22 protein-coding genes are annotated in these 25,922 nt (G+C 38.0%); all 22 read right to left on the reverse strand.

Annotated features, from left to right (window positions below; genetic code table 11):
- Nucleotides 1–13 precede the first annotated feature (13 nt).
- The 22 genes from ACXKY9_RS18455 to topA all read right to left on the reverse strand — a co-directional run bounded on the left by ACXKY9_RS18455 (nucleotide 14) and on the right by topA (nucleotide 25,873).
- Nucleotides 14–295, reverse strand: a complete 282-nt coding sequence (locus ACXKY9_RS18455) for a DUF503 domain-containing protein (protein ID WP_000582363.1) — start codon at nucleotides 293–295, stop codon at nucleotides 14–16.
- Nucleotides 292–2,352, reverse strand: coding sequence for a translation initiation factor IF-2 (gene infB / locus ACXKY9_RS18460; RefSeq protein WP_000036343.1), 2,061 nt, complete (start codon nucleotides 2,350–2,352; stop codon nucleotides 292–294). Before infB ends, ACXKY9_RS18455 begins: the two co-directional genes overlap by 4 nt.
- Nucleotides 2,353–2,356: 4 nt before the next feature.
- A complete protein-coding gene (locus tag ACXKY9_RS18465; RefSeq protein WP_001286524.1) occupies nucleotides 2,357–2,668 on the reverse strand; it encodes a YlxQ family RNA-binding protein in 312 nt (103 codons plus the stop codon).
- Nucleotides 2,669–2,941: an RNase P modulator RnpM gene (gene rnpM / locus ACXKY9_RS18470; RefSeq protein WP_000071127.1), complete on the reverse strand. Its 273-nt coding sequence runs from the start codon at nucleotides 2,939–2,941 to the stop codon at nucleotides 2,669–2,671.
- An 11-nt stretch (nucleotides 2,942–2,952) separates the two neighbouring features.
- Entirely contained in the window at nucleotides 2,953–4,059 is a 1,107-nt protein-coding gene (nusA, locus tag ACXKY9_RS18475; protein ID WP_000102604.1) for a transcription termination factor NusA, read from the reverse strand.
- A gap of 17 nt (nucleotides 4,060–4,076) precedes the next feature.
- The gene (gene rimP, locus ACXKY9_RS18480; protein ID WP_000359096.1) at nucleotides 4,077–4,547 is read right to left on the reverse strand and encodes a ribosome maturation factor RimP; all 471 of its coding nucleotides are present in this window, start codon (nucleotides 4,545–4,547) and stop codon (nucleotides 4,077–4,079) included.
- Nucleotides 4,548–4,883: 336 nt separating this feature from the next.
- Entirely contained in the window at nucleotides 4,884–9,185 is a 4,302-nt protein-coding gene (locus tag ACXKY9_RS18485) for a PolC-type DNA polymerase III (RefSeq protein ID WP_000060004.1), read from the reverse strand.
- A 124-nt stretch (nucleotides 9,186–9,309) separates the two neighbouring features.
- Nucleotides 9,310–11,010, reverse strand: coding sequence for a proline--tRNA ligase (locus ACXKY9_RS18490; RefSeq protein ID WP_000814333.1), 1,701 nt, complete (start codon nucleotides 11,008–11,010; stop codon nucleotides 9,310–9,312).
- A 109-nt stretch (nucleotides 11,011–11,119) separates the two neighbouring features.
- A complete protein-coding gene (gene rseP / locus ACXKY9_RS18495) occupies nucleotides 11,120–12,376 on the reverse strand; it encodes an RIP metalloprotease RseP (protein ID WP_001090245.1) in 1,257 nt (418 codons plus the stop codon).
- Between the two features lie 17 nt (nucleotides 12,377–12,393).
- The gene (gene dxr / locus ACXKY9_RS18500) at nucleotides 12,394–13,536 is read right to left on the reverse strand and encodes a 1-deoxy-D-xylulose-5-phosphate reductoisomerase (protein ID WP_000790372.1); all 1,143 of its coding nucleotides are present in this window, start codon (nucleotides 13,534–13,536) and stop codon (nucleotides 12,394–12,396) included.
- A gap of 23 nt (nucleotides 13,537–13,559) precedes the next feature.
- Nucleotides 13,560–14,351, reverse strand: a complete 792-nt coding sequence (cdsA, locus tag ACXKY9_RS18505; protein ID WP_000813592.1) for a phosphatidate cytidylyltransferase — start codon at nucleotides 14,349–14,351, stop codon at nucleotides 13,560–13,562.
- Nucleotides 14,352–14,368: 17 nt separating this feature from the next.
- Nucleotides 14,369–15,145 (reverse strand): undecaprenyl pyrophosphate synthase, encoded by a 777-nt coding sequence (uppS, locus tag ACXKY9_RS18510; protein WP_000971296.1) that lies wholly within the window; start codon nucleotides 15,143–15,145, stop codon nucleotides 14,369–14,371.
- 85 nt (nucleotides 15,146–15,230) lie between these two features.
- Nucleotides 15,231–15,788, reverse strand: coding sequence for a ribosome recycling factor (gene frr, locus ACXKY9_RS18515; protein WP_000531501.1), 558 nt, complete (start codon nucleotides 15,786–15,788; stop codon nucleotides 15,231–15,233).
- A 2-nt stretch (nucleotides 15,789–15,790) separates the two neighbouring features.
- Nucleotides 15,791–16,513 carry a UMP kinase gene (gene pyrH, locus ACXKY9_RS18520; protein WP_000042668.1) on the reverse strand — a complete coding sequence of 241 codons (723 nt, stop codon included), beginning with the start codon at nucleotides 16,511–16,513 and terminating at the stop codon, nucleotides 15,791–15,793.
- A 66-nt stretch (nucleotides 16,514–16,579) separates the two neighbouring features.
- A complete protein-coding gene (gene tsf, locus ACXKY9_RS18525; protein WP_001018578.1) occupies nucleotides 16,580–17,467 on the reverse strand; it encodes a translation elongation factor Ts in 888 nt (295 codons plus the stop codon).
- 103 nt (nucleotides 17,468–17,570) lie between these two features.
- Nucleotides 17,571–18,272, reverse strand: a complete 702-nt coding sequence (gene rpsB, locus ACXKY9_RS18530) for a 30S ribosomal protein S2 (RefSeq protein WP_000111485.1) — start codon at nucleotides 18,270–18,272, stop codon at nucleotides 17,571–17,573.
- A gap of 348 nt (nucleotides 18,273–18,620) precedes the next feature.
- On the reverse strand, nucleotides 18,621–19,400 hold the full coding sequence (codY, locus tag ACXKY9_RS18535) for a GTP-sensing pleiotropic transcriptional regulator CodY (protein WP_000421290.1): 780 nt from the start codon (nucleotides 19,398–19,400) through the stop codon (nucleotides 18,621–18,623).
- A 77-nt stretch (nucleotides 19,401–19,477) separates the two neighbouring features.
- Complete coding sequence (gene hslU / locus ACXKY9_RS18540) at nucleotides 19,478–20,869, reverse strand: ATP-dependent protease ATPase subunit HslU (protein WP_000550087.1); 1,392 nt, start codon at nucleotides 20,867–20,869, stop codon at nucleotides 19,478–19,480.
- Nucleotides 20,870–20,891: 22 nt separating this feature from the next.
- Nucleotides 20,892–21,434, reverse strand: a complete 543-nt coding sequence (gene hslV, locus ACXKY9_RS18545; RefSeq protein WP_000526272.1) for an ATP-dependent protease proteolytic subunit HslV — start codon at nucleotides 21,432–21,434, stop codon at nucleotides 20,892–20,894.
- A gap of 42 nt (nucleotides 21,435–21,476) precedes the next feature.
- The gene (gene xerC, locus ACXKY9_RS18550; protein WP_001101241.1) at nucleotides 21,477–22,376 is read right to left on the reverse strand and encodes a tyrosine recombinase XerC; all 900 of its coding nucleotides are present in this window, start codon (nucleotides 22,374–22,376) and stop codon (nucleotides 21,477–21,479) included.
- A 65-nt stretch (nucleotides 22,377–22,441) separates the two neighbouring features.
- Entirely contained in the window at nucleotides 22,442–23,746 is a 1,305-nt protein-coding gene (gene trmFO / locus ACXKY9_RS18555; RefSeq protein WP_000213002.1) for an FADH(2)-oxidizing methylenetetrahydrofolate--tRNA-(uracil(54)-C(5))-methyltransferase TrmFO, read from the reverse strand.
- 48 nt (nucleotides 23,747–23,794) lie between these two features.
- Nucleotides 23,795–25,873, reverse strand: a complete 2,079-nt coding sequence (gene topA, locus ACXKY9_RS18560; RefSeq protein ID WP_001286963.1) for a type I DNA topoisomerase — start codon at nucleotides 25,871–25,873, stop codon at nucleotides 23,795–23,797.
- Between the last annotated feature and the right edge of the window lie 49 nt (nucleotides 25,874–25,922).

The following is a 25,922-nucleotide window of genomic DNA, read 5'->3' on the forward strand; positions in this document are numbered from 1 at the left end:
CTCTTCACCTCATTCAATACCATTCCAAATGTGTTATTGTACGTTCAATTTCAGGAAATGAATCGATGTACTCAAGTACACGATTCATTTCTTTCTCACAGATAACACGATTTGAGGATACGGAAACAATTGCAATTTCTGTACGTTGCCATACATCTTGGTGCCCAACTTCAGAAACAGCTACATTATAGCGCTGTTTTACACGAGTTAACACACGTTGTAAAATTGCACGTTTCTCTTTTAAAGAATGCACATCGTAAATCATACACTCGAATGAGAGTGAAGCGATAATCATCGCTTCACTTCTTCCATAATGTACGCTTCAATGATGTCCCCTTCTTTAAGATCATTATATCTCTCAATTGTAATACCACACTCATAGTTTTGTGCAACTTCTTTTACGTCGTCTTTGAAACGTTTTAACGTATCAAGTTGTCCTTCGAAAATTACTACGCCGTCACGGATAATACGTACGCCACTATCACGCGTAATTTTACCGTCTGTTACGTAACAACCTGCGATTGTTCCAACTTTTGTTACTTTAAACGTTTGACGAACTTCTGCTTGACCGATTACTTTTTCTTCGAATTCTGGATCAAGCATACCTTGCATAGCTGCTTCAATCTCTTCGATTACTTTATAAATAATACGGTGTAAACGAATATCAACGTTCTCTAATTCAGCTGTACGCTTCGCGTTCACATCTGGACGTACGTTAAATCCAATTACAATTGCATTAGATGCAGAAGCTAAAATGATATCAGATTCTGTAATCGCACCTACACCAGTGTGAATGATTTTAACTTTTACGCCTTCAACATCAATTTTACGAAGTGATGCTGCCATCGCTTCAACAGAACCTTGTACGTCTGCTTTTACGATTAAGTTAATTTCTTTTACATCGCCCTCTTGGATTTGTTGGAATAAATCTTCAAGGCTTAATTTAGATTTCTCACCACGTTGTGCAACTAACGCTTCTTGTGCACGTGATTCACCAATTTGACGAGCTTTCTTCTCATCAGCAAATGCCATGAAACGATCTCCAGCCTGTGGTACTTCGTTTAAACCAGTAATTTCAACAGGAGTTGATGGACCAGCAACTTTTACACGACGACCAATATCACTTACCATTGCACGAACACGTCCGAATGAAGTTCCAACAACGATTGGATCTCCAACTCGAAGCGTACCATTTTGAACAAGTAATGTCGCGATAGTTCCTTTACCTTTATCAAGCTGTGCTTCGATTACTGTACCAGTTGCATAGCGGTTTGGATTTGCTTTATATTCTTCTACTTCACTTACAAGAAGGATCATTTCTAGTAAGTTGTCAATGCCTTCGCCTTGAATTGCAGAAATTGGTACGAAAATAGTATCTCCGCCCCAAGCTTCTGGAACTAATTCATATTCAGTTAGTTCTTGCATTACGCGATCAGGGTTTGCAGCTGGTTTATCCATTTTATTCACAGCAACAATAATTGGTACTCCTGCTGCCTTCGCATGGTTAATTGCTTCAACCGTTTGTGGCATAACACCGTCATCCGCTGCAACAACAAGGATTGTAATATCCGTTACTTGTGCTCCACGAGCACGCATCGTTGTAAATGCTGCGTGACCAGGTGTATCTAAGAATGTAATCTTCTTATCGTTTACTTCAACTTGATATGCACCGATATGCTGAGTAATTCCACCCGCTTCGCCTGCAGTTACTTTTGAGTTACGAATAGAATCCAGTAATGTTGTTTTACCATGGTCAACGTGTCCCATGATTGTAACTACAGCTGGACGTTCTTTTAAGTTCTCTTCATCATCTTGCTCATCAATGAATGTTTCAAACTCAGTCTCGCTTACAATTACTTCTTCTTCTACTTCAATACCGTAGTCGTTAGCAATTAACTCAATTGTATCTTTATCCAAGTCTTGGTTAATTGTTGCCATAATTCCAAGCATGAAGAGCTTCTTAATAATTTCAGATGGCTCTTTGCTTAATTTTTTAGCAAGATCTCCTACTGTAAGGCTTCCAGAGAAAGTAATTTTATCTGGTGTTTCTACAATTTGAGTTTGTTGTCTACCAGCAAAGTTCTCTTGACGTTTGTCTTCGTTTCCTTTGCCTTTTTTCTTTTTCTTATTGCTGTTCTTTTTACTGCGAACAACTTTTTCTTCTACTTCAAACTCATCTGCAACAGAAGGTTTTTCAGTTTGATATTCATTATCTAATTTATTTACTACTTCATCGTCTAACATTGTCATATGATTCGAAACCTCGATATTCATTTCTTTTAGTTTTGTCATAAGATCTTTACTTGAGATATTATGTTTTTTTGCATATTCATGCACTCGAATTTTACTCATACCTTCACCCCCGGTAATTTGTATCGAGCATGCTACGCAGCTTTTTCGCAAAGCCTACATCTAACACAGCTACAACGACTCGCTCATCTCTCCCAATCGCATGCCCTAATTGTTGTCGATTTTCGACCTTTCTCATTGGTACGTTGTAGTACGTAGTTTTATCTGTGATGCGTTTTGTAGTATTTACTGACGCATCTTCAGATAGCAATACAAGTTTTGCTTTGCCACTTCGTACTTCTTTTAAAACGAGTTCTTCACCCGAAATAATTTTCCGAGCCCGGTTTGCTAGTCCTAAAAACGATTTCCAATCGGACACTTATTTCGACTCCTTCTCAACAAGCTCAAGAAGCTCTTCATATAAAGAACCGTCGATTTTCGCTTTTAGATGATGTTCCAAAACATTTTTCTTTTGAGCTTGAAGAATGCTCTCCTTGTCCTTCGACAAGTAAGCACCTCGTCCTGATTTTTTCCCAGTTAAATCAATGGACACTTCTCCCTCTTTGGAACGAACAATGCGAACGAGCTCTCGTTTTGATTTCATTTCTTGCGTTGCAACACATTTTCGTAACGGAACTTTTCGATTGCTCATACTCATCACCTCTATTCGATTTCGTCTTCCACTGAATCGAATCCAAATGCGATTACGCTATCTTCTTCTGTTACAATACCAAGTTGTTTCGCATCAGACTCACTCTTAATATCAATTTTCCAGCCTGTTAATTTAGCTGCAAGACGTGCATTTTGTCCACGCTTACCGATAGCTAATGATAACTGGTGGTCTGGAACAACTACTGTTGTCGCTTTTTCTTCTTCATCTACAAGTACTTTAACAACTTGTGATGGGCTTAATGCATTTGCAACATATTCAACTGGATCATTTGACCAGCGGACGATGTCAATTTTTTCACCTTTTAATTCGTCTACAATGCGTTGTACACGTTGCCCTTTTGGTCCTACACAAGAACCAACTGGATCAACATCAGTGTTCTCTGCATATACAGAGATCTTAGAGCGATCGCCAGCTTCACGTGCTACAGAACGAATTTCTACAGTTCCATCATAGATTTCAGGAACTTCCATTTCGAATAAACGTTTTAAAAGACCAGGATGTGTACGTGATACGTAAATTTGTGGTCCTTTTGTCGTTTTTTCTACTTTCGTAATGAATACGCGAATACGATCATGTGGTTTGTATTGCTCATTAGGCATTTGCTCACTTACAGGTAATAAAGCTTCTACTTTTCCTAAGCTTACATAGATGAAACGAGCATCTTGACGTTGTACAATACCTACCATAATATCTTCTTCACGGTCACTAAACTCAGAGTAAATAACACCGCGCTCTGCTTCACGCACTCGTTGTGTGACAACTTGTTTTGCAGTTTGTGCTGCAATACGACCAAAGTCTTTTGGTGTTACTTCAATTTCTAGTACGTCACCATCTTGGTAGTTTGGATTAATTTGTCTTGCTTCCTCTACAGAAATTTCAAGACGTGGATCAAACACATTGTCTACTACGTCTTTACGTGCTAAAACTTGAATTGTTCCCACTTCTGGGTTAAAGCTCACACGAACGTTTTGTGCTTGATTAAAATTGCGCTTATAAGCAGAGATTAAAGCTGCTTCAATCGCATCAATAATAATGTCTTTGCTAATGCCTTTTTCAGATTCTAATACGAGCAAAGCATCTAATAACTCAGTGCTCATGAAGATCCCCCTTCTAACTAAAACGTAACAGCAAGTCGCGCATTTGCGACTTTATCCATCGAAATTTGGATTTCTTTTTTACGTGTTTTAATTGTTAATAATAATGTTATTGTTGTACCATCGTAAGAAAGCAGTTTTCCTTCAAACATCTTTTCACCATCAATCGGCTCATATGTTTTAATTGCCACTTGTTTTCCTACCGCTTGCTGGAAGTCTTTTTCTTTCTTTAATGGGCGTTCCGCTCCAGGAGATGATACATCCAAAAAGTAAAGATGAGGAATTGGATCCTCTTTATCTAAAGCTTCGCTTAAACGTTCACTTACCGCACCGCATTCTTCAATGTCGACTCCCTTTTCAGAATCGATGAATACGCGTAAGAACCAGTCTTGTCCTTCTTTCACATACTCTACATCTACAAGTTCAAGATTTAACTCTTCAACGATCGGCTGCGCAAATGCTTCTACAACTTCTGTGACTTTCTTATCCATAAACAGCCTCCTTCCTGCCGTCATGTACCATTTAAAAGAAGAAGACCCCGCCACTTTAAAAACGGTCTATCTTATTCTTTCTCGTTAGCTAACAAAAGCCCCTGCTGTTCAGCAGGGATTATCTGTCTTAGTATTACCAAATTTAAGAAGTAAAACTTGTAACAAAATATGTATATACGACAGAAATCTTTTACCTATCTACGTAGAGAAAACATAGATAGTAACACGAAAGAGTGGGTTTCCCCACTCTTTTCTTTACACAATATACATGACATGGTTATCTCGGTTAATAGTATATCATAGGAAATGTTGATTTGCAAAGACTTTTCCTACCTACTAGAACAGTGATAACTGGTTTTGATCCGGTAAATCTCCTAAACAACCTTGACTATCTAAATACTCAATAATTGTTTTCGAAACCTTACTACGCTGCTGCAAGTCCTCTTTTGATAAGAAGTCTCCATTTTTACGTGCTTCCACAATACTTAAAGCTGCGTTTGTACCAAGACCAGGTACCGCATTAAATGGAGGAATTAATGTGTCTCCATCAATAATAAATTCTGTTGCATGTGAGCGGTATAAATCCACCTTTTGGAATGAGTATCCACGCTCACACATTTCAAGTGTCATTTCTAGTACTGTTAATAAACTCTTCTCTTTCGGCGCAGCATCGAGTCCCTTTTGAGCAATTTCATCAATTCTTGCACGTATAGATGCTGAACCTTTCGCCATTGCCTCTACATCAAAATCATCTGCACGAACTGTAAAATATGCGGCATAGAATAACAGTGCAAAATGTACTTTAAAGTATGCGATACGTACAGCCATAAGTACGTAAGCAGCCGCATGGGCTTTAGGGAACATGTATTTAATCTTCTTACATGAATCAATATACCAATCTGGTACATTATTATTTTTCATGTCTTCTTCCCATTCTTCCGGTACACCTTTACCTTTACGAACCGACTCCATGATTTTGAAGGCTAATGATGGATCTAGACCTTGATAGATTAAATATACCATGATGTCATCACGACAACCGATAACTTCGCTCAGCGTACATGTACCGTTATAAATTAACTCGTTTGCATTACCAAGCCATACGTCAGTACCATGTGATAGTCCAGAAATTTGGACTAACTCTGAGAATGTCGTCGGTTTTGTCTCTTCTAACATCTGTCTTACGAATTTTGTACCAAACTCTGGTATACCAAGTGTACCTGTTTTACAGTTAATTTGCTCTTCCGTTACCCCTAACGATTCTGGACCAGAGAAAATTTTCATTACTTCTGGATCATCCGTTGGGATTGTTTTCGGATCAATACCACTTAAATCTTGTAACATACGAATAACGGTCGGATCATCGTGTCCTAGTATATCAAGTTTTAATAAATTATCATGAATCGAGTGGAAATCAAAATGCGTTGTTCTCCATTCAGCACCAATTGAATCAGCTGGGTACTGTATTGGTGAGAAATCAAAGATATCCATGTAATCTGGCACAACGATAATACCGCCTGGATGCTGTCCTGTTGTACGTTTTACACCGGTACACCCTGCTACTAAGCGATCAATCTCTGCATTTCGAATCGTTAAGTTATGATCATTTGCATAACCTTTTACATATCCGTAAGCAGTTTTTTCCGCAACTGTACCAATCGTTCCTGCACGATATACATAGTCTTCACCGAACAGTACTTTCGTATAGTTATGGGCACGTGGTTGGTATTCCCCGGAGAAGTTCAAATCGATATCGGGCACCTTATCTCCTTTAAATCCAAGGAACGTTTCGAAAGGAATGTCATGTCCATCTTTTACATATGGAATATTACAAGCAGGACATTCTTTATCTGGTAAGTCAAAACCAGAACCTACAGAACCATCATTAAAGAATTCTGATTGCTTACACTTCGGACATACATAGTGTGGTGGTAATGGGTTTACTTCTGTAATTTCCATCATCGTTGCAACAAATGATGACCCTACCGATCCACGCGAACCTACTAGATATCCGTCTACTAACGATTTTTTCACAAGCTTATGTGAAATTAAATAAATTACGGCGAATCCATGCCCAATAATACTTTTTAATTCTTTTTCTAAACGTGCTTCTACAATTTCCGGTAACTCTTCACCATAAATGCTACGCGCCATTTTATAACTCATATCACGCGTTTCATCATCAGCACCTTCAATTTTCGGTGTGTATAGATCGTCTTTTACTGGATGCACATCACCAATTAATGACGCAATCTTTTGTGTATTTGTTACAACAACTTCTTTCGCTTTGTCTTCACCTAAGAATGAAAAACATTCTAACATCTCATCAGTTGTACGGAAATGTACTGGCGGTAATGAATGTCGATTTAACGGATTGGCTCCGCCCTGCGAACTGACTAAAATTTTACGATACATCGCATCCTCAGGGTCTAAATAATGCACGTTTCCTGTAGCAACAACTGGTTTATCTAACGTCTCACCTAGTTTTACTAAGTTAGAAATAATTGTTTTTAATTGACCTTCGTCTCGAACAAGCTCACGTTCTACTAAATGACGCAACACCTCTGGAGGCATTACTTCAATGTAATCATAGAACTGGGCAATTTCTTCTACCTCTTCAGGTGCCTTTTGCATCATTGCCTCAAACACTTCACCTTTATCACAAGCCGTTCCTACTAAAATCCCTTCACGATATTTTTTTAATAGTGATCTCGGCACACGTGGTACACGGTAAAAGTAATTAAGGTGAGAATATGAAACAAGTTTATATAAATTTTTCAATCCAACATCTGATGTGGCAAGTAACGTCATATGACTTGGACGGCCACGCTTATACGCATCCCCTTGTCCCATGCTATCATTTAATTGATCGTGATATTCAAATCCCTTTTCAATTACGTCTTTCAACATTTTCACAAGTAAATATCCCGTCGCTTCTGTATCATAAATCGCACGGTGATGTTGTGTTAATTCAATATCAAGTTTTTTACACATCGTATTTAATCGATGATTTTTCATTTCTGGGAATAAAAATCGTGCAAGTTCTAACGTATCAATAACTGGATTATTCGTTTTTTCTAGTCCAGCCTTTTTAAAACCTACGTTAATAAAGCCCATATCAAAGCTCGCGTTATGGGCAACAAGTGTATGGTCGCCCATCCATTCCTCAAACTTTTTAAACACTTCGTCCACTTCAGGTGCATCAGTTAACATATCATCCGTAATACCTGTCAATTCAATAATCGTCGCTGATAATGGTTGATGTGGATTTGCGAAAGATTCAAAGCGATCAATAATTTCGCCACCCTTTACTTTTACGGCAGCCAACTCAATGACTGTATCGTATACAGCTGATAAACCTGTCGTCTCAACGTCGAAAACAACATACGTTTCCTCTGCAAGTAAACGATGCGCTTCGTTATACGCTATCGGTACACCATCATTAACTAGATTTGCTTCTACACCATATATAACTTTAACACCAGCCTTCTTCCCTGCAGAATACGCCTCTGGGAAGGACTGAGCCACGGCATGATCTGTAACCGCAATAGCCTCATGTCCCCATTTACCAGCTTGAGCAACAAGCTTAGAAACTGGAGTGACAGCGTCCATTTGACTCATCGGAGTATGGAGATGCAGCTCTACTCGTTTTTCGCCTTCTGGTGCTTTATCTTTACGAGACGGTCCTGTTATTTCATTAATATCATTTGCAATCATTACTAAATCTCGAACGAATGTATCGTTTTGAACAGAACCACGCGCTTTCACCCACATTCCTTTTTTCAAGGATTGCAGCATTGGAATATCTTCTTTGTCACGCGAGAACATTTTGATCATAATAGAATCCGTATAATCCGTTATTTTTAAAGTTAATAACGTACGCCCACTACGAAGCTCTTTTGTTTCTACATGGAAGACATATCCTTGAACCGTTTTTCTTCTTTCTTCATCTTGAATTTCTCGCATCGGTGTAATCTCTTCATCTGGCTTAATAAGATACCCGAGTGTAATCGGTCCTTCATACACAACGCTGCTTTCTTCAGCTTGCTTCTTCGCCATTTCTTCCATAGCTTGTATAACACGCTCACGGTCTTCTTGCTGCGTTTGTTCACGAAACTTTTGCATTTCTTCTGTATTTTGCTGTATATGTGTGTCTAACTGAAAACGCGGGAATCCAAAAACTTCGTATTGATCCCCTACTGGTTTCGCAACGTTTTTCTTTAAAGCCGTAGACTCCAGCTCGTTATTTACATTTATTAACAACTTCACTCCATTCACCTGTGGAAGCTGCTTCTTTAAGTATGCGAACATAGGTGAAAATGTAATTCGTTCCGTACAAAGCGGCCAATACGCCCTCACTTCTTCTTCTGTAAATTGTTTATTCTCTGTTTCTAATGCAAATGTTGTTCTTGCAATATGAGAAAATGATTGCTTAAGCTTTGTTTCTAGCAATTCATATAATTCTGTAGGCAAAATACGTGGCACTTGTAAATCAAAATGCCAACTTTTATTCGCTTTATCAATAACGAGCCTTTCAATACCACCGCCTTGTAAATATTGATTTATAAGGTCGTCTGGTATTTGCAACTGCTGGAGCAAAATTTGAAATCGCTCTTGTTGTTCATTTGTTAAAGACATAAGCACTCTCCTTCCATTTGCTATTATAAATTGAAACGTACCACAAAGAAAGATTTCTCACCTCTTCTTTTACAAAATACGTTTACAAAGAAAGAGAAGGTACCCCATTACGAGGTACCTCTTCTTATTTTAAAATATTTGCAATATATGTTTGAAGTTCTTCTACTTTTACTTCTTCAGACTCACCTGTAGCACGTACTTTCACTTCTACAATACCTTCGTCTGCTTTTTTACCAACTGTAACACGAACTGGAAGACCGAATAAATCTGCATCTGCAAATTTAACACCTGCACGTTCTGCACGATCGTCTAATAACACTTCATAGCCTTGTTCTTGTAATGAGTTGTAGATATTTTCACCCATTTCACGTTGTGCATCAGATTTCATATTTACTGGAATTACATGCACATGGAACGGTGCTACCGCTTTTGGCCAAACTAAGCCGTTCTCATCGTTAAATTGCTCTGCAATTGCTGCTACTGTACGAGATACACCGATACCGTAACAACCCATAATAAGTGGTTGTGTTTTTCCATTTTCATCTAGGAATGTTGCGTTCATTGCTTCACTATAACGAGTTCCTAATTTGAATACATGACCAACTTCAATTCCGCGTGCGAAAAGAATTGTTCCGTTTCCATCTGGAGATTGGTCTCCTTCTTGAATAAAGCGTAAATCTGTATATTGACTTACTTTAAAGTCACGTTCTGGATTTACATTTACATAATGGAACCCTTCTTCATTCGCTCCTGAACATCCGTTAACAATTGATGCTACAGCGTGATCAGCAATAATTTCGATATCACCTGTTACATTAATCGGTCCTAATGAACCAACTTCACAATTTAATAATGCTTTTACTTCTTCATGAGAAGCAAGCTCAACAACTGAAGCGCCATATACATTTTTCACTTTCACATCGTTTACTTCGTGATCACCACGAACAAGTACAACTACTAATTTCTCATCTACTTTAAACACCATAGACTTAATGCACTTGTCAGCTGCAATGTTTAAGAATGCAGATACTTCTTCAATTGCTTTTTGGTCTGGTGTTGCTACTTTTTCAAGTGCTTTTTCTGCTTCGTCACTCTTCGTATACGTAGCTACAACAGGAGCCATTTCGATGTTTGCTGCATAATCAGATGTGTCAGAGTATGCAATTGTATCTTCACCAACATCAGATAATACCATAAATTCATGTGTATCTTTTCCGCCCATTGCTCCAGAATCAGCAATAACTGCACGGAAATTCAAGCCACAGCGAGTAAAAATGTTAGAGTATGCTTTATATAAGCGATCGTATACTTCATCTAAGCTCTCTTGTGTAGCATGGAAAGAGTAGGCATCTTTCATTAGAAACTCTCTTCCACGTAATAAGCCGAAACGAGGTCTTTGCTCATCACGGAATTTTGTTTGAATTTGGTATAATGTTAACGGTAATTTTTTATATGATTTCACTTCATCACGCACAAGATCCGTAATTACTTCCTCATGTGTCGCTCCTAATGCGAATTCACGAGCGTTACGATCTTTCATACGCATTAATTCAGATCCGTAAGAATACCAACGACCTGATTCTTGCCATAATTCTGCAGCTTGCATAGCTGGCATTAATAATTCTACAGCTCCTGCGCGCTCCATTTCTTCTCGAACGATACGTTCTACTTTGTGTAATACTTTTAATCCAAATGGTAGAAAGCTATAAATACCAGAAGCATTTTGACGCATAAAACCTGCACGAAGTAATAGCTGATGACTCTTAATTTCAGCATCAGCTGGAACTTCACGTAATGTAGGACTGAATACCATACTTTGTTTCATTTATTTGCACCTCTTCATTTTACTCTTACACGCAGTAAAACCCCTCACCTCGAGTTAGGTGAGGGATTTTATTCTACGAGCTCTATTTCATTATAAGTTTCACTTTATTTTACAAGAAAAACTTACGAATGTCATTCCAAGTTACAACTAACATAAGTAACATTAATAATGCAAAACCAATAAAGTGAACCATTCCTTCTTTTTGGCGATCAATTGGTTTCCCTCGTAACGCTTCAATTAAGAAGAAGAATAAACGGCCACCATCTAAAGCAGGAACTGGTAATAAATTAAATAAACCAAGATTAATGCTTAGAACTGCAGCTAAACTTAGTACACGCGTAAACCCATAATCTACAACTTGATCTGTTAGATTATAAATTCCTACTGGACCTGACAACTCATTAATAGAAAATTGACCAGTTACTAATTTCACAAGAGACTCAAAAATTAGTTTCGTCCATTGGTACGTTTGTTCAAAACCTGATTTAATAGAACCCATCACTGTTTTCTCTACAGGAGAGTAGACACCAATTCTACCAACTTCTTCTTTACCTTCTTTATCGAGTGTTGGCGTTACTTTCACATTAAACTGTTCATTATCACGCTTTACTTGTAACGTAATTTCTTTATTTGGGTTTTCACGTACAATAGTAACAACATCTTTCCATGTACTTGTGTTTTTCCCATCAATAGCTTGAATTGTATCATTCTCTTTCAATCCAGCTTGCTGTGCTGCACTGTTATCCATCACTTTTCCGACCATTGGTTTGTCAACAGGAACCCCTTGTACAAATCCAAGAATCACAAAAATAACAAATGCTAAAATGAAGTTCATTGCAGGACCCGCAAAGATTGTTAAAGCGCGTTGCCCTAGTTTTTTCGAGCCAAATTGTCTATTATACGGGGCAATTTGAATTTCTTCCCCCGCAGTAATAATACGAGCCTTTTCATTCACTCGGAATGTTTGAAGCTCTTCCTCGTACTCTTCATAGCCCGAAATTGTTAAATTATGCTCCAAATCAGCTTGTTCGACTTCAATAACACGAACATTTGGATACTTTTCATATCCATCAAAAACTAATTTCACAACTTCGTCTTTTTCATTTAATACAAGGCCAACCTTTTTCCCAGGCTTTAACTCAACTGTGTCCGCATCCTCGCCAGCCATTCTTACATAGCCACCAAGGGGCAGTAATCGAATCGTATACACCGTTTCATTCTTTTCAAATGAGAATATTTTCGGACCAAAACCAATCGCAAACTCGCGGCATAAAATACCTGCTCTTTTTGCGAAATATAGATGCCCTAGCTCATGGAAAAATACGAGTGCACCGAAAATTAATATAAAGGCAATCGCTGTATTCAATTCCATAACCACCTTTGCTAAATTTGTTCCATCACAAACCGTCTTGTGGCCGCATCAATTTCCAAAATTTCCTCTAAGCTCGGTCGTGCAATGACATTGTGATGGTTCATTGCTTTTTCAATGAGGTCTTCCACTGTTAAGAAATCAATTCTCTTTTGTAAAAAGGCTTCAACAGCTACTTCATTCGCTGCGTTCATTACAGCTGGCATACTTCCACCTGCTTTTCCAGCTTCATACGCAAAACGTAAACAACGGAATCGTTCTTGGTCCATTTTCTCAAAATGCAACGTCCCTATTTCCCATAAGTTTAACTGTTTTGTGTCTGAAAGAGGCAATCTATCCGGATATGTAAGTGCGTATTGAATTGGTACTCGCATATCAGGTGAACCAAGCTGCGCCATTACACTACGATCTTCAAATTCAACCATAGAATGGATAATACTTTCTTTATGTAAAACAACATCGATTTGCTCATAAGGAATACCAAAAAGCCAATGTGCTTCAATTACTTCTAGTCCCTTATTCATCATTGTAGCAGAATCAATTGTAATTTTCGAACCCATTGACCAGTTTGGATGTCGAAGCGCATCTTCTACGGTCACATGATGCAATTCATCCCTCGTTTTATCGCGGAAACTTCCACCAGAAGCCGTTATAATAAGACGAGAAATTCTTTTTTCATTTTCACCATTCAAGCATTGAAAAATAGCCGAATGTTCACTATCAACTGGAAGTAACGAAACATTATGTTTTCGTGCTGCTTCCATTACAAGATGTCCTGCAGTTACTAACGTTTCTTTATTTGCAATTCCAATTGTTTTTTTCGCCTCAATTGCACGAAGTGTTGGTAACAACCCTACGCTACCTACAACAGCATTTACTACAATCTCCGCATCTGGATGTAGTGCTACTTCTAAAAGTCCTTCACTACCATATACAATTTTTGTATTACCTGAAACAGATTGTAATTTTAAAACATCTTCTTCTCTTTGCACAGAGACGATTTGCGGAGAAAATTCTTGAATTACCTTTACTGCGTAGTCAATATTTTTCCCTACAGAAAAAGCAACGAGACGGAATTGGTCTGGGTGCGAGCGTAATACATCTAAAGTTTGTGTACCAATTGATCCGCTTGCACCTAATAAACTAATGTTTTTCATGACTCCAACCCCTCGTTCATTTATTAATTATATTGTAATAAGAAGTAGAGAATTGGTAAAACGAATAACCAACTATCTGTTCGGTCTAATATACCACCATGCCCAGGTAAAATTGTACCTGAATCCTTTACGCCATAATGACGTTTAAAAGCAGATTGTACTAAATCACCAATTTGTCCAAAAATAGAAATAATAATTGTCAGCACAATTAAAATTACTACATTCGATTCGACTGGGAAGAACACGTTGTAAACAAGTGCCACAATAATTCCACAAACGATGCCCCCTAATGAACCTTCAATCGTTTTATTTGGACTGATTTCTGGCCACAATTTTCTCTTGCCCAATGCTTTTCCTACGAAATATGCGCCTGAATCAGTAGCCCATATAACAAATAATGCGCAAAATACATATTTAATTCCTAATATTCTCGTTTCATTTAAATATAAGAATCCCATTGCCACATATGTCGTTGCCATCAGTAAAAATGAAGCATTATCAAAAGTAAATGTATTCTTAGAAAGGACTGTATATGATAAAAGTAATAAAACAATCACAAATGTGATTTCCAATTTACCTAATCCAATCCATGTAAACAGTTCTGATGCACTACTTGGAATTAAAAGAATCCACAATAATACTGCAGCTAAAACTGTCGGTACTGAAATAAGCGTAAGCTTATTCATACGAATTAATTCATATAAACCTATAGAAGCAAGTGCATACACTAAAACCGTAAAAGGCACGCCACCGTATATTACGATGGGAATGAATAGCGCGGCAGCAACCACTCCAGTAATAATTCTCTGTTTCACTACCAAACCCTCTCTTTCTACACGCCTCCGAATCTGCGCCCTCTATGTTGAAAGTCAGTAATCGCATTTAGCAAATGTTCTTCTTTGAAGTCTGGCCAATACACGTCTGTAAACCAAAACTCCGAATATGCAATTTGCCATAACATGAAATTACTAATACGTAGCTCTCCGCTTGTTCGGATTAACAACTCTGGATCAGGTAAAGAACTCGTCATTAAGTAGGAGGAAAGCATTTCTTCACTTACCTCTTCAGAACGAATTTTTCCTTCCTCATTATCTTTCATCATATGTTGCACAGCAGAAACGATTTCATCTCGACTTCCATAGTTTAACGCGAAATTAAGAATTAATCCCGTATTCTCTTTCGTATCTTCCATGGCTTTCTCCATCGCTCTGCGTGTATGCGTAGGAAGACGATCTTTTTGCCCTATTACTCGGACTTGTACGTTTTCTTCAATCAATTCTGGTAAAAATGTACCTAGAAATTCTTCTGGAAGCTTCATTAAATAATCAACTTCCTTTTTCGGTCTTTTCCAGTTCTCAGTTGAAAAAGCATAAAGAGTTAACACTTTCACATTAAGTTTACTTGCAAATTTTGTAATTTTCTTTACAACTTGCATACCTTCATGATGTCCCGCAATACGAGGCATTGCTCTCCTCTTTGCCCATCTTCCATTCCCATCCATAATGATGGCAATATGTTCTGGGATATATCCTTTTTTCACTTCTTCAACGAGATGATCAAACGATGTGTCCTTTTTACCTTTAAAAAAAGGAAAGTTTTTAAACATCATTCATACCCTCCAGCAAGCAGACGTATGCCTAAAAGTGTAAAAAGACCCCCTTAAGAAGAGGGTCATAATTGCGAAGTTATCGCTATTACACTTCCATGATTTCTTTTTCTTTGTTTTTTGCGATTTCGTCAACTTTTGCAATATATTTATCTGTTTCTTTTTGGATATCTTCAGTATATCCTCTTAAATCATCTTCTGTAATCTCGCCAGCTTTTTCAAGCTTCTTAAGATCATCATTTCCGTCACGACGTACGTTACGAACAGCAACTTTAGCTTCTTCAGCATATTTTTTCACAACTTTTACAAGATCACGACGACGTTCTTCTGTTAATGCAGGGAATGCAATACGAATTACAGTTCCATCATTAGAAGGATTTAAGCCTAAATCTGCTTTTAAAATTGCTTTTTCAATATCACCGATAGAAGTTTTATCATAAGGTTGAATTACTAGTAAACGCGCTTCTGGAACTGTAATGTTCGCTAATTGCACAACTGGTGTTGGTGCACCATAGTAATCAACTTGTACCTTATCTAATACAGACGCGTTTGCACGGCCAGCACGAACTGTTGCTAATTCACGAGAATAAGCAGCAACTGCTTTTTCCATTTTTTCATTTGAAGACTTCAATACTTGTTGTCCCATATTTATTTCCCCCTTACCACTGTTCCGATATTTTCGCCTAAAACGGCACGTTTAATATTACCTTTTTCCATAACTGAGAATACAATTAATGGAATATCATTATCCATACATAGAGAAGAAGCTGTAGAATCCATTACACCTAAACCTTCTTTTAATACGTCTAAGTAAGTAAGCGTTTCATATTTCGTAGCTGTTGGATCAATAGATGGATCCGCATTATATACACCATCTACATTGTTTTTCGCCATTAAAATTACATCTGCTTCAATTTCTGCCGCACGTAATGCTGCTGTTGTATCTGTAGAGAAGTATGGGTTACCTGTACCTGCTGCAAAGATAACAACACGTTTTTTCTCTAAGTGACGAACTGCTTTACGACGAATGTAAGGTTCTGCAACTTGACGCATCTCAATTGAAGTTTGTACACGAGTTTGAATTCCGATATTCTCCAAGCTATCTTGAAGAGCTAATGAATTCATAACTGTCGCTAACATGCCCATGTAATCTGCCCCTGCACGATCCATGCCCATTTCACTTCCAATTTTCCCACGCCAAATGTTACCGCCACCAACAACAACAGCAACCTCTACATCAAGTTCTGCAATTTCTTTTACTTGTTCCGCAACTGACTTAATAACAGTTGGGTTAATTCCAAATCCTTGCTCTCCAGCTAAAGCTTCTCCACTTAGCTTTAAAACGACACGATTATATTTCGGTTTACTCATAATGAACCTCCAATTGCTTACATCTTTATTTTAAAAAAGGGAACACAATGTGTTCCCTAATCTGTATTAGTTGCTACCTTTTACTTGGTTCATTACTTCTTCAGCAAAGTTGTCTTCGCGTTTTTCGATACCTTCACCAACAGCGTAGCGAACGAATCCTTTTAATGTTCCGCCTTTAGACTCAACGAACTGACGAACTTTCATATCAGGGTTTTTAACGAATGCTTGGTCAAGTAAGCAAATCTCTTCGAAGAATTTGCCTAAACGGCCTTCAACCATTTTTGCAACGATTTTCTCAGGCTTGCCTTCGTTTAATGCTTGTTGTGTTAATACTTGACGCTCATGCTCAACTTCTTCAGCTGTTACAGCATCGCGGTCGATGTATTTAGGGTTAACTGCAGCGATGTGCATTGCAACATCTTTAGCAGCAGCTTCATCAGTAGAACCTTCAAGAACTGTTAATACACCAATGCGTCCACCCATGTGTAGGTAAGCGCCGAATGCATCTGCATCAGTTTTTGATACGATTTCGAAACGACGAAGTGTAAGTTTTTCACCAATTTTAGCGATTGCTTCGTTGATGTGCTCTTCAACTTTTTTACCGTTTTCCATTGTTTGAGCCATAGCTTCTTCAACGTTAGCTGGTTTGTTAGTTAATAAGTGAGCAGCTAATTCTTTAATTAGTGTTTGGAAACCTTCGTTTTTCGCAACGAAATCAGTTTCAGAGTTTAATTCTAAGATTAAAGCGTCGTTACCGTTTGTTTCGATGAAAGTTAAACCTTCAGCAGCAATGCGGTCAGCTTTTTTAGCAGCTTTCGCAATACCTTTTTCACGTAAGAAGTCAATTGCCTTCTCCATGTCGCCGTTAGTTTCTGTTAAAGCTTTTTTGCAGTCCATCATACCTGCGCCAGTTTTTTCACGTAATTCTTTTACCATTTGAGCAGTGATTGCCATACTTTTCATCCTCCTAAAATATGTATTTATACCTTTTATAAAGGTGTTTATACCTTAAAAAAGGTGATAAAAGGCCGAACCCCTTATCACCTTTCCAACTTTGTTACGCAGTAACAGTTTCTTCACCTTGTTTTGCTTCAAGGATCGCGTCTGCCATTTTAGATGTAAGAAGTTTTACAGCACGAATTGCATCATCGTTTGCTGGGATAACGTGATCGATTTCGTCTGGATCACAGTTTGTATCAACGATACCGATGATTGGAATGTGTAATTTGCGTGCTTCAGCAACTGCAATACGCTCTTTACGAGGGTCTACTACGAATAATGCACTTGGAAGACCTTTCATATCTTTAATACCGCCTAAGAATTTCTCAAGACGCTCTAACTCTTTTTTAAGTTGAACAACTTCTTTCTTAGGAAGTACTTCGAAAGTACCATCTTCTTGCATTCTTTCGATGTCTTTAAGACGCTTGATACGCTTTTGGATTGTTTGGAAGTTTGTTAAAGTTCCGCCTAACCAACGTTGGTTAACGAAGTACATACCAGCACGAGTTGCTTCTTCTTTAATAGCTTCTTGTGCTTGTTTTTTAGTACCTACGAATAAGATGTCTCCGCCTTCAGCAGCGATGTCGCGCATCGTTCTGTAAGCTTCCTCAACTTTTTTCACAGTTTTTTGTAAGTCGATGATGTAGATACCGTTACGCTCTGTGAAAATGTAACGCTTCATTTTTGGGTTCCAACGACGAGTTTGATGTCCGAAATGAACACCAGCTTCAAGCAATTGCTTCATAGAAATTACTGACATAATATAGTTCCTCCTAAATGGTTTTTGATATCCTCCGTTTACTTCATCTCTAAGCGAAACTACAAACGTAGCACCAACACTTAAATCAGTAAACGTGTGTACTTTGTACTGACACCACTGCTTACTATATCATACTGAAATATTACAATCAAGTCGAAAATGCGAACAATGTAAAACTTTCTTTGTTCATACTCGAATTCCAGTATTACCAACCTTCATTTCTTTTAAGCAAAAAAATAAATACAATTAATAGTTTTCTCAGAAAACACGCTTATGACACTTTTCACAAGCACCATCTATCCATTGCACATAAAAAACTCTCCTCAATCGAGGAGAGTTTTTTACAAATTAGTTTGTTTTTAATTTAGCAAGTTCCTGTAGAAACTTGTCGTTTAGCACTTTAATGTATGTTCCTTTCATACCTAAAGAACGAGACTCAATAACACCAGCACTTTCTAATTTACGTAGTGCATTTACGATTACAGAACGAGTAATTCCTACGCGATCAGCAATTTTACTTGCAACAAGTAAACCTTCTGTTCCATTTAATTCTTCGAAGATGTGCTCAATCGCTTCTAACTCACTGTAAGATAATGAGCTGATCGCCATTTGAACAACAGCTTTACTACGTGCTTCCTCTTCGATTTCTTCTGCTTTTTCACGTAAAATTTCCATACCTACAACAGTTGAGCTGTACTCAGCAAGGATTAAATCATCATCTAAGAACTCTTGACCAAGACGAGCTAATACTAATGTACCTAGACGCTCACCGCCACCAACGATTGGTACGATTGTAGTTAAACCTTGACCAAATAATTCTCTGTTTTCTACTGGGAATGCTGTGTAAGCACTGTTCACATCTAAGTTTGAAGATGTTTCTGTAATGTTGAATAAGCTTTGTGTATATTCTTCTGGGAATTGACGTTCTGCAAGCATTTGCTTCATGCGTTCGTTTTCGATTTGTTGGTGAATTGCATAACCTAGTAATTTACCACGACGGCTAACTACGAATACGTTTGCTTCGATTACTTCACACATTGTGTCAGACATTTCTCTAAAGTTTACAGGCTTCCCTGCTGCGCTCTGTAATAACGCATTTAATTTTCTCGTTTTTGCTAATAATTCCATTTCAAAAGTTCCTCCTACATGTTACTCACATATTTTTTCATCACTTGGAAACTAGGGCGAGTCACCTGATGACACTATTACAAAATAAACTGGCTCACATCTTTATTTTTAGCAATTGTTGCTAATTTCTCCTCAACGTATTGAGGTGTTATCGTTATTTTCTCTAACGTAATTTCAGATGCTTCAAACGATAAATCTTCAAGGAGCTTCTCCATAATCGTATGAAGTCTTCTTGCTCCAATATTATCTGTATCCTGATTAACTTGATAAGCAATCTCAGCAATCTTACGAATAGCTTCGTCTGAAAATTCAATTTCTATACCTTCAGTCGCTAATAATGCCATATATTGTTTAATTAACGCATTGTCAGGCTCGATTAGTATTTTAACAAAATCGTCTGTCGATAATTTTGTTAATTCTACTCGAATCGGAAATCTCCCTTGCAATTCCGGAATTAAATCCGACGGTTTAGACATATGGAACGCTCCAGCTGCAACGAATAAAATATAATCCGTTTTTACTGATCCGTATTTTGTCGCAACATTCGACCCTTCTACAATCGGCAAAATGTCACGTTGCACACCTTCACGTGATACATCTACGCTATTCGACTGCTTACCAGCAATTTTGTCAATTTCATCGATAAAAATAATCCCGAGCTGTTCAGCACGATAAACAGCCTCTTGTGTAACTTCATCCATATCAATTAAGCGCTGTGCCTCTTCATTTGTCAAGAGTTTTCTTGCTTCTTTTACAGAAAGTTTACGTTTTTTCGTTTTTTTCGGCATAAAACTTCCTAGCGCATCTTGGAAATTCATTCCCATTTGCTCCATGCCAGTTCCTTGTAACATATCAAACATGGAAGACTGTTGTTCAGTCACTTCAATCGATACAATTTCGTCTTCAAGAAGCCCTGCAGCAAGCTTTCTCTCCACATCTTGACGCTTCTTTTCGATTTCAACATCTTCTTGTGTATCAGACGTTTGATTCGAATTTTGAGTGCCTCCAAAAAGCATCTCTAATGGATTTTTGAATCCAGATTGTTTCTCTGGACTCGGCACTAAAATTTCAACAAGACGTTGATTCGCTTGCTCTTCGGCTTTATCTTGAACTTTCACTACCATTTCTTCTTTTACGATACGAACCGATGTTTCCACTAGGTCACGTACCATCGACTCTACATCTCTACCCACATATCCAACTTCTGTGAATTTTGTAGCCTCAACCTTAATAAAAGGTGCTCCAACGAGTTTCGCCATTCGTCGTGCTACCTCTGTTTTCCCAACACCTGTCGGTCCAATCATTAAGATATTTTTAGGTGCAATTTCGTCACGTAAATTTTCAGCTAATTTACTGCGACGATATCGATTTCTCAACGCTACAGCAACCGCTTTCTTTGCGTCTTTTTGACCGATGATGTATTGATCTAATTTTTCCACAATTTGGCGCGGAGTAAAATGTAAATGCATATAAAATGCCTCCCTTACGATTCTACAATTCTTCAACAATTATGTTGTGATTCGTATAAACACAAATATCGCCAGCAATCTCTAAACTCGCTTTCGCAATTTGCTTCGCTGTTAAGTGTTCACTTGCATATTGCTTTAAAGCACGACCTGCAGAAAGTGCATAATTCCCACCAGATCCAATTGCTAAAATACCATCATCCGGTTCAATTACTTCTCCTGTACCTGAAACAAGGAGCATAGTTGTTTTATCCATGACAATGAGCATTGCTTCTAGCTGACGTAACATTTTATCGCCACGCCATTGTTTGGCCATTTCAACAGCAGCACGCTGCAAGTTGCCATTATACTCTTCTAATTTCCCTTCAAACATTTCAAAAAGAGTAAATGCGTCAGCAACTGATCCTGCGAAACCAGCCAAAACTTTACCTTGGAAAAGTTTACGAACTTTACGAGCTGTATGTTTCATTACAACAGCATTTCCCATTGTCACTTGGCCATCTCCAGCCATTGCACATTCTCCATTATGATGAACTGCAAATATCGTTGTAGCGTGGAAATTTCCCATAGAAAAAACTCCTTTATTTGTTTTTATAGCTTTTAAAGCAATTTATGCCCGCGGGTGATGCTTCATGTAAACAGAACGCAATCTTTCTTTAGAGACATGCGTATAAATTTGTGTCGTCGACAAATTTTCATGGCCTAATAACTCCTGTACAGTACGTAAATCCGCCCCTTCATCTAGCATATGTGTAGCAAATGTATGCCTTAACATATGGGGACTTATCCGCATTGTCAGCGAAGCCTTTTTAATGAGTTCATTTAAAACATAACGAACTCCACGACTTGTTAGCGGTTTACCTTTCGCATTTAAAAATACCATATGAGAGTCTTCGTCAGTCTTATTAACTAACTGTTTTCTCCCATTCTCTATATAAGTAATTAAAGAATCTTGCGCATAGCTTCCGAACGGAATATACCTTTGTTTTTTTCCTTTTCCCATTACTAAAATTGTTCCCACCGCAAAGTCAATATCGGTAAGTTGTAAATTGACACATTCACTCACACGGATCCCAGTCGCATACATCAACTCTAACAAAGCTTGATTCCTTTGACCTAATGGTGTTTCTGTGTCAGAAACTTCAAATAATTCCTCTAACTCTTCAGCATATAAAAACTTTGGGATTGACAATTCTTTTTTGGGGAGTGACGCAAGTGCAAACGGATTATCCTTTCGATAACCTTCACGCATCAAAAAACGATATAAACTTCGTAAGCTTGATACTTTTCTTGCGACAGATTTACGGGCTAACTTCTCATCGTGCAACGTCGTTAAGTACAAACGAACATCCGCGTATGTAACGTCTAAAAAAGAGGATATGCCTTCTCGTTCCATAAATTGCACAAAATGTTCTAAATCATTTTGATAACTTGCAATTGTATATTTTGAATAATTTCTTTCAATTTGTAAATATCCAACGAATAATTGTAACAATTTCTTCACATTCACACAACTCACCTCAATAAAGGCTACTAAATCGTATCACAACTTAGTAGCCTTTGCAAGAAATTTAACTAAATATTTACAAAATTTCGAATCGTTTCTAAAGCTCGTGCTGCGTACGCTTCATTTCGTTCTGCTTTCTTTTTAATCTTCTTCTCTAACGGTGCAAATAGACCGAAGTTCGCATTCATCGGTTGGAAGTTTTTAGCGTTCGTTGCCGTAATGTAATTTGCCATGCTACCCATCGCAGTTACTGGCGGTAATACAACTGGCTCTTCACCTTGCACAAGACGCGCAGCATTAATTCCTGCTAATAATCCTGATGCTGCCGATTCAACATATCCCTCTACTCCAGTCATTTGACCAGCGAAGAATAAATCATCCCGTTGTTTATATTGATATGTTGGACGAAGCAAATTAGGTGAATTAATAAACGTATTACGATGCATTACACCATAACGTACAATCTCTGCATTTTCTAATCCTGGAATTAACTGTAACACTTCTTTTTGCGGTCCCCACTTTAAATGTGTTTGGAAACCTACGATATTGTATAAAGTTCCCGCTGCATCATCTTGACGTAACTGAACAACAGCATATGGCGTTTTCCCTGTTTTTGGATCTTCCAATCCAACAGGTTTCATAGGTCCAAATACTAACGTCTGTCTCCCTCTACTTGCCATAACCTCTACTGGCATACAACCTTCAAAGAAAATTTCTTTTTCAAACTCTTTTAAAGGCACTGTCTCAGCAGCAATTAGAGCCTCATAAAAACGATCAAACTCTTCTTCTGTCATTGGGCAATTTAAATATGCAGCTTCACCTTTGTCATAACGCGATTTTAAATATACTTTATTCATGTCAATGCTGTCTTTTTCTACGATTGGGGCTGCAGCATCATAGAAGTAGAAATAATCTTCTCCTGTTAATTCTTTCAATTTTGCAGAAAGATCAGGAGATGTTAATGGACCTGTAGCAATAATTGTCGGTCCCTCTGGAATATCTGTAATTTCTTCATTCATTACAGTTACATTTGGATGGTTCTTTACGTATTCTGTTACTTTAGCTGCGAACTCATGACGGTCTACAGCTAAAGCGCCTCCAGCTGGTACAGAGCACTCATCCGCCGCACGAATAATTACAGAATCCATTAAGCGCATTTCCTCTTTAATAACTCCAACTGCATTTGTTAAAGTGTTTGCACGAAGTGAGTTACTACATACTAATTCAGCGAATTTATCTGTGTGATGAGCTGGCGTTTGCCTTACCGGTCTCATTTCATATAATCTAACTTGGACACCACGTTTTGCAATTTGATAAGCTGCTTCACTTCCTGCAAGACCTGCGCCAATGACGTTTACTACTTGTGTTGTCATTTATATCACCTTTCCTTTTCTTCCCGAAAAAAATGTGAGCAGTTACGCTCACATTTGTTGTTCTTCTTCATAATCGCACGAAATACATTGTACTTGCACGCCTTTTTTCAACTTTTTCTCTACAAGCATGCCTTCGCACTTCGGACACTTACGACCAATTGGCTTATCCCAAGATACAAAGTCGCATTCCGGATACGTACCGCACCCATAGAAAAGACGTTTCTTTTTATTACTACGGCGTTCAATAATTTGACCCTTATCACACTTTGGACAAGTAACACCGATTTCTTTCACAATCGGCTTTGTATTACGACAATCTGGGAAATTCGAGCAAGCCATAAATTTCCCGTATTTACCCATTTTAAAGACCATTGGGTGATTACATAATTCACAATCTTCCCCAGCTGGTTCATCTTTAATTTCCACTTCACGCATTTCTTTTTCCGCTTTTTCTAAACGCGGTTCAAAACCTACGTAGAAATCATCAACAATTTTTACCCAATTCGCATTTCCTTCTTCTACTTCATCAAGGCTTTGCTCCATATTGGCAGTAAATTCAATGTTAATAATTTCTGGGAAAAACTCTAAAATAAGTTCAATTACTATTTCACCAAGTTCAGTCGGAACGAAGCGTTTATTATCCAAGCCTACATACCCACGCTTTTGAATCGTTTCAAGTGTAGGTACATATGTCGACGGTCTTCCAATTCCAAGTTCTTCAAGTGTTCTTACTAGGCGAGCCTCTGTATAGCGCGGAGGAGGTTGTGTAAAATGTTGCTTTGGTTCTAAATCCTTTGAAAATACAGTTTCCCCTACTTCTAAAGGCGGCAACATCTTATCCTTTTCTTCAGCACCATCATCTTTTGACTCTACATACACTTTCATAAATCCCGGGAACTTTACAACCGATCCACTTGCACGGAACTGAACATTGTTATTAATGAGTCTCGCTGTCACAGTATCCATTATAGCAGACGCCATTTGACTTGCAACAAATCGCTCCCAAATCAATTTATATAATCGAAGTTGATCACGACCTAAGAAACTTTTTAGTTCCTCTGGCTTTCTCATTACCGAAGTAGGACGAATTGCCTCATGCGCATCTTGTGCATTTGACTTTTTCGTTTCTTTCTTCTTTTCTGTTCCTATGTATTCCGTACCATACGCTTCAGTGATGTAAGTACGAGCCTCTGTTTGAGCTGTTTCTGAGATACGTGTTGAATCAGTTCTCATATACGTAATAAGACCTACAGTTCCTTGTTTTCCAAGATCTATCCCTTCATACAATTGCTGTGCAAGCATCATTGTTTTCTTTGCTCGCATGTTTAACTTACGGGCTGCTTCTTGTTGCAAGGAAGATGTTGTAAACGGTAATGCAGGGTTACGTTTTCGCTCTTTGCGCGTTACATTTTCAACTGAAAACGCATTGTCTTTCATCTGTTCAATTATTTCATTCACTTGCGTTTCATTTGTTAATTGAACTTTTTCACCATCTACACCGTAAAAGCTTGCTTCAAATGTGTCTTTTCCTTTTACAAATTCTGTTTTAATTGTCCAGAATTCTTCAGGTTCAAAGTTTTGAATTTCCCTTTCACGCTCGATGATTAAACGAACTGCTACAGATTGTACACGTCCTGCACTTAATCCTTTTTTTACTTTCTTCCATAATAAAGGACTAATATTGTAACCAACAAGACGATCAAGTATACGTCTTGCTTGTTGTGCATCCACTAAATCCATATTAATTGCACGAGGATGTTTAAATGATTCTTTGATCGCATCTTTCGTAATCTCATTAAACACAACCCGACAATCTGATTCAACGTCCACATTTAACGTATTCGCTAAATGCCAAGCAATCGCTTCCCCTTCACGGTCTGGATCGGCCGCGAGATAGACTTTCTTTGCTTTTTTGGCCGCTGATTTTAAATCTTTTAAGACGGGACCTTTACCACGAATGGTAATATACTTCGGGGTGAAGTTGTTCTTTACTTCTATCCCCATTTGACTTTTTGGCAAATCGCGAACATGTCCCATAGACGCGACAACTTTGTATTTTTTCCCTAAATATTTCTCAATGGTCTTCGCCTTAGAAGGCGACTCCACGATTACGAGGTAATCTGACATGCTAGTGCCTCCTTAAGAGGTGGATTCAAGTCTTCATTAATCTTATTGA

The organism is Bacillus sp. 2175 (assembly GCF_057812155.1).